4 protein-coding genes and 1 pseudogene are annotated in these 3,745 nt (G+C 37.4%); 3 read left to right on the plus strand and 2 right to left on the minus strand.

All coding sequences use genetic code 11. The features are described from left to right. Nucleotides 1-297 precede the first annotated feature (297 nt). Nucleotides 298-472, minus strand: a pseudogene (locus FPZ49_RS37220) (cation diffusion facilitator family transporter); the annotation flags it as partial. 795 nt (nt 473-1,267) lie between these two features. On the opposite strand from FPZ49_RS37220, the gene FPZ49_RS34805 reads away from it, so the two are divergent. Together FPZ49_RS34805 and FPZ49_RS34810 are read left to right on the plus strand one after the other, a co-directional pair. Then, nucleotides 1,268-1,921, plus strand: coding sequence for a hypothetical protein (locus FPZ49_RS34805; RefSeq protein ID WP_144855314.1), 654 nt, complete (start codon nt 1,268-1,270; stop codon nt 1,919-1,921). 120 nt (nt 1,922-2,041) lie between these two features. Next, complete coding sequence (locus FPZ49_RS34810; protein ID WP_144855316.1) at nt 2,042-2,248, plus strand: hypothetical protein; 207 nt, start codon at nt 2,042-2,044, stop codon at nt 2,246-2,248. A 125-nt stretch (nt 2,249-2,373) separates the two neighbouring features. On the opposite strand, the gene FPZ49_RS36295 is transcribed toward FPZ49_RS34810, so the two are convergent. Beyond that, a complete protein-coding gene (locus FPZ49_RS36295) occupies nt 2,374-2,523 on the minus strand; it encodes a hypothetical protein (protein ID WP_186446292.1) in 150 nt (49 codons plus the stop codon). A 150-nt stretch (nt 2,524-2,673) separates the two neighbouring features. Between FPZ49_RS36295 and FPZ49_RS34815 the strand changes: the two genes are divergently transcribed. Next, complete coding sequence (locus FPZ49_RS34815) at nt 2,674-2,964, plus strand: hypothetical protein (RefSeq protein WP_144855318.1); 291 nt, start codon at nt 2,674-2,676, stop codon at nt 2,962-2,964. Nucleotides 2,965-3,745: the final 781 nt, after the last annotated feature.

A 3,745-nucleotide genomic window follows, 5' to 3' on the forward strand; every position in this document is an offset into this window, starting at 1 on the left:
TGGCATGCAGTTGCAAGGTGCGATGGCCATATTTGCGGTGAATCTAAAGCGGATATTGAGAATAGCCGACTAAGGATCATTGAGGAATACAACCGAATAGGGTCAAAAAAAGAAGACATCTCCTCTACAAAATGGGAATAAATGTCTTCTTTTTGGTTGAACTCGCCGGCCAGGAAAAAAACGTAAGTTCTTCAGTGGCCTCTTACAACTTTGGGAGGTGTTTAGCTTTCATTTAATTGTTCAATTAAAGAGCATATTGGCCAATATCTGTTATTTCCTTAATATGTCTTGCACCGTTTAAGCGAACTCATTTAAAACTTCCGGTGTCCAGTCTTTCACACCGTTATCTTCAATGATTCCCAACACAACATCAGTGATTATCTTGGTCAAAAATCAACTTATCTTGAACTCGGAATTTTATATCGTCAGCATCAGCTAATGATAAGCCTTTGCGTAATTCTATCAATACTTCAAATGAACACAAATACTTGTTAGAGGTGATTTCATGGAAGAGAATGTTAAAATTAGATTATCAGGATCAAGTAAGATTTGTCCCTCAAATGCTTTTTCTACTTAAAGATATGAATTGGCCAGTTGCGAAAGAAGCATGTAATGTAATGCAATATATGAGAGTTGAGGATTTAACACCTTATATCGTAAATGTGACACAAGCGGTCAAGTAGAAAACAGGAGAATAATGGTTCCGCCCACGGACTATTTTAAATGATCATATGAGTCCTATTGTTTATTTTCCTTATTTTCCACTGGAAAACCCTGGATCCAATTTTTAGGCTCAACTTTATTCTTCCTCTTAAAAAATCGCTTGATTTTGTTTTCTTGCTGCCTCTCCTCGAGGATTCGCTTGATACCGTATATAAGTACCGTTGATCTCATTTCATCATCGTGTTTGAGTTTTTGTAGTTGTTCGTAGAAGTTATAATGCATAGCTGTCATCCTCATCCTTGAGGTTAATGGTGGGGAAATATTTCGCTACAAATTTCGACATACAATCAAAAAATAAGACCGTAGGTTATTTGAATATTTAGTATGGGGGTGTGAAGCTGAAAAAGCTGAAGCCATACTTCAAATGTCGTTAAAGTAACGGATACGATAGTGCGGCAATGGAACCGATCCATCGCTTGTTTGCGTTAATATCGATCCGCTTAACTACTTGGCAGATTAGTTCAAATACACAAAGGAATTTTCCAAGGGTTGTGGAAATATGGGTAGTGGTAAATTTTGCTTTAAAAAAGGGTGGCGAATTTGAATGAAATTTCTAATCATCCAACCAAAACTTGAGAAGAGCATTGTTCAACTTGAGAGTGAGTTACACAATAATCCTTCCGTTGATGTTGTAATCTTTCCAGAAGGTTATTTGAATGAAAATGTGGAACAAGCATGTCTTTTGGCAAAGAACTACAACAAGATTTTTATTGGAGGACATAGAAGGCTAAACGACAGTCCAAAAGATAGAGCCATAATAATTAACCGTTCTGGTGACATTATTTTGGATAGGATTAAATACAGCCAGACGGCTTTTAAGTCGGTAGAGGGTCTGAAGATAGGGCAAATACTTTGTGATGAATTGGTTAAACAAGGAGTGAAGAATGAAGATACCAGAGGTATTGACTTAATTGTCCATCCAATCGGTGTAGGAATGTTCAGTGAGGAACAGTTTGACGAATGGATAAATGAAGCAAAAAAGCTTGCTATTATATATAAAACAATGATTATTGGCACAAGTCACGCCGATGGTTCATTCAGAGGCAGTGATGTATCCATACCAATCGCATACTGCTTTGATAAAAATGGAGATTCAATTTTCGTTTCTAAAAATGATGTACGAACTCGAATTTTAGATATTCAAACAAAGACAGTTTCTTTTCCTCAACCTCATTCTCAATATTGGGAAAATGTTTAAGCTAAACGATAGTTGAATTGTTTTAGACAGCAACGGGTCAGCAATGGCTAGCTAATGCATAAAATGGAACTTCACTGGGGATTTTAATTCAATTCCATTACGAAGGAGTTGAAGTAATCGATGACTCAGCCTATAAACGACTATAATAAAATCGAAGTGGATTCAGATGTAAATGAGGATCATAATCGAGAGGAGCAACTAGACAACTCCTTTGAAGCGTGGTATGAGAGTATCGGTGATCAGGTGAAGCAAAAGCTGGATCTTACAAATGTTCCGCAAGCCAATGTATATGATTCTGTCGTCGATATGGATGAGGATCCTAACTAGGTTCAATTCACAGTAAGAAATAAGCCCTCGAGTTCAGTGTTGGGACTATCGAGGGCTTTTATATTGTCTTATTTTAGACCTGGTTTCAAACAAACAGCTGAGCTTGGGAATAGTGAGGACATACCTTAGTCCTTCGGAGTGCGGTCAAGATATTGGCGAGTTACTGAAGTTGACTCACCTTCTTGTACTTCTTTGTCAGTTGTTTTTTCTTCGAGTTCATTATGCGTATTCATACCTGGAGCGATTGTTTCATCGTCAAACTGATTATCATCCATGCTTTCACCTCCGAGGATAGCATTGTCAAAATAGCATTAAGAAATACAATTCAAATGATAATTCTGCTGCTAAGCTAGCTCAGAAAACACAAATAAGCTGCCGCAGAATTATTGGGCGGTTTATTATGCTATCTGGCAGTTTTCTTCAATATGACAATTGAGACATTAAAAAATTCTGAATTGAGTTCTGTAATTTTTATAAGAGATTACTTGCAATTTGTTTTTGAAGGGGAACAAACAGCAACCTTAACTGCATATACGCTGCCATTAACGTTTGTAGGTGGTCGAAAATACAACAGCCATACAGTTGGTTATCGGGATGCTCTGGTTTCATTAATCAATCAAGTAGTAAAAGAATCGGTAGTTCAGGACGGTCACGCAATTAGCATAATATTTGATAATGGGGATGGGGTAGAAATTTCTTTAAAAGAGGATGGTTAGCGAGGACCAGAAGCAGCGATGCTTTTCACTGGAAGTGGTCATATATCTGTCTGGTAACAGAACAAATTATTCCGCTAAACGGATACGAAAGAACTCCGTGACATAAGTTGCCGGCATTTCGCCAGCTTAAATTGAGTTTTCGGGAACTTCTCCCATATAACCCTGAGGATGCAGGAAAGCCTTGGAGGGTCAATGACGGGATTGGTGGTACTTTGGAAATCGATGGACCTTGCGGAATTGACCTTACATTCTCAGAGAAGGTTTGTTATTTTAATCATTATATTAGGTGGAGAAGTTTTCTCAGAGACAAATAAATTCAGCTCTATATTAAGAAACTTACATTAGATTTAGCCAATTATTTCACATCAAACTATGCAATTAATGTACCAGACAGCGGCATAAAAGAGTCAGCAATTCTAGATTTTATTTGGGAAGATGTAAATAAAGATATCGAGTATATAAAGAATTGGCTTTATGAAAGTTGTGGAACACCCAAAGAGAAGATTATTGATATTTATAAACAATACGAAGATTACTGGGAATCCGATGGGTACTATATAGATTATTTTAGAGATCTTAAGCAGAATTAATCATTAAGCAAACGGATTACGAGGGCGCCGTGAACAACAGGCTGCCGGCATTTCGACAGCCCATTAAGCTGATATGAACGAGGCGGTCAATACCCCTTCAATAATTCCGTAATTTTCTTAATTTAGGAATGGAAATACTCTTGTTCCAAACCAGGGATACTTTAAAAATCTTGGCACGAAGGCAAAAGCGT

It is taken from the genome of Paenibacillus cremeus (assembly GCF_007786445.1).
Classification (GTDB): Bacteria; Bacillota; Bacilli; order Paenibacillales; family NBRC-103111; genus Paenibacillus_G; species Paenibacillus_G cremeus.

Coding starts and splice junctions, on each gene's coding strand:
- FPZ49_RS34805 (WP_144855314.1), top strand. CDS start 1,268: ATGAAATTTCTAATCATCCAACCAAAACTTGAGAAGAGCATTGTTCAA.
- FPZ49_RS34810 (WP_144855316.1), top strand. CDS start 2,042: ATGACTCAGCCTATAAACGACTATAATAAAATCGAAGTGGATTCAGAT.
- FPZ49_RS34815 (WP_144855318.1), top strand. CDS start 2,674: ATGACAATTGAGACATTAAAAAATTCTGAATTGAGTTCTGTAATTTTT.
- FPZ49_RS36295 (WP_186446292.1), bottom strand. CDS start 2,523: ATGGATGATAATCAGTTTGACGATGAAACAATCGCTCCAGGTATGAAT.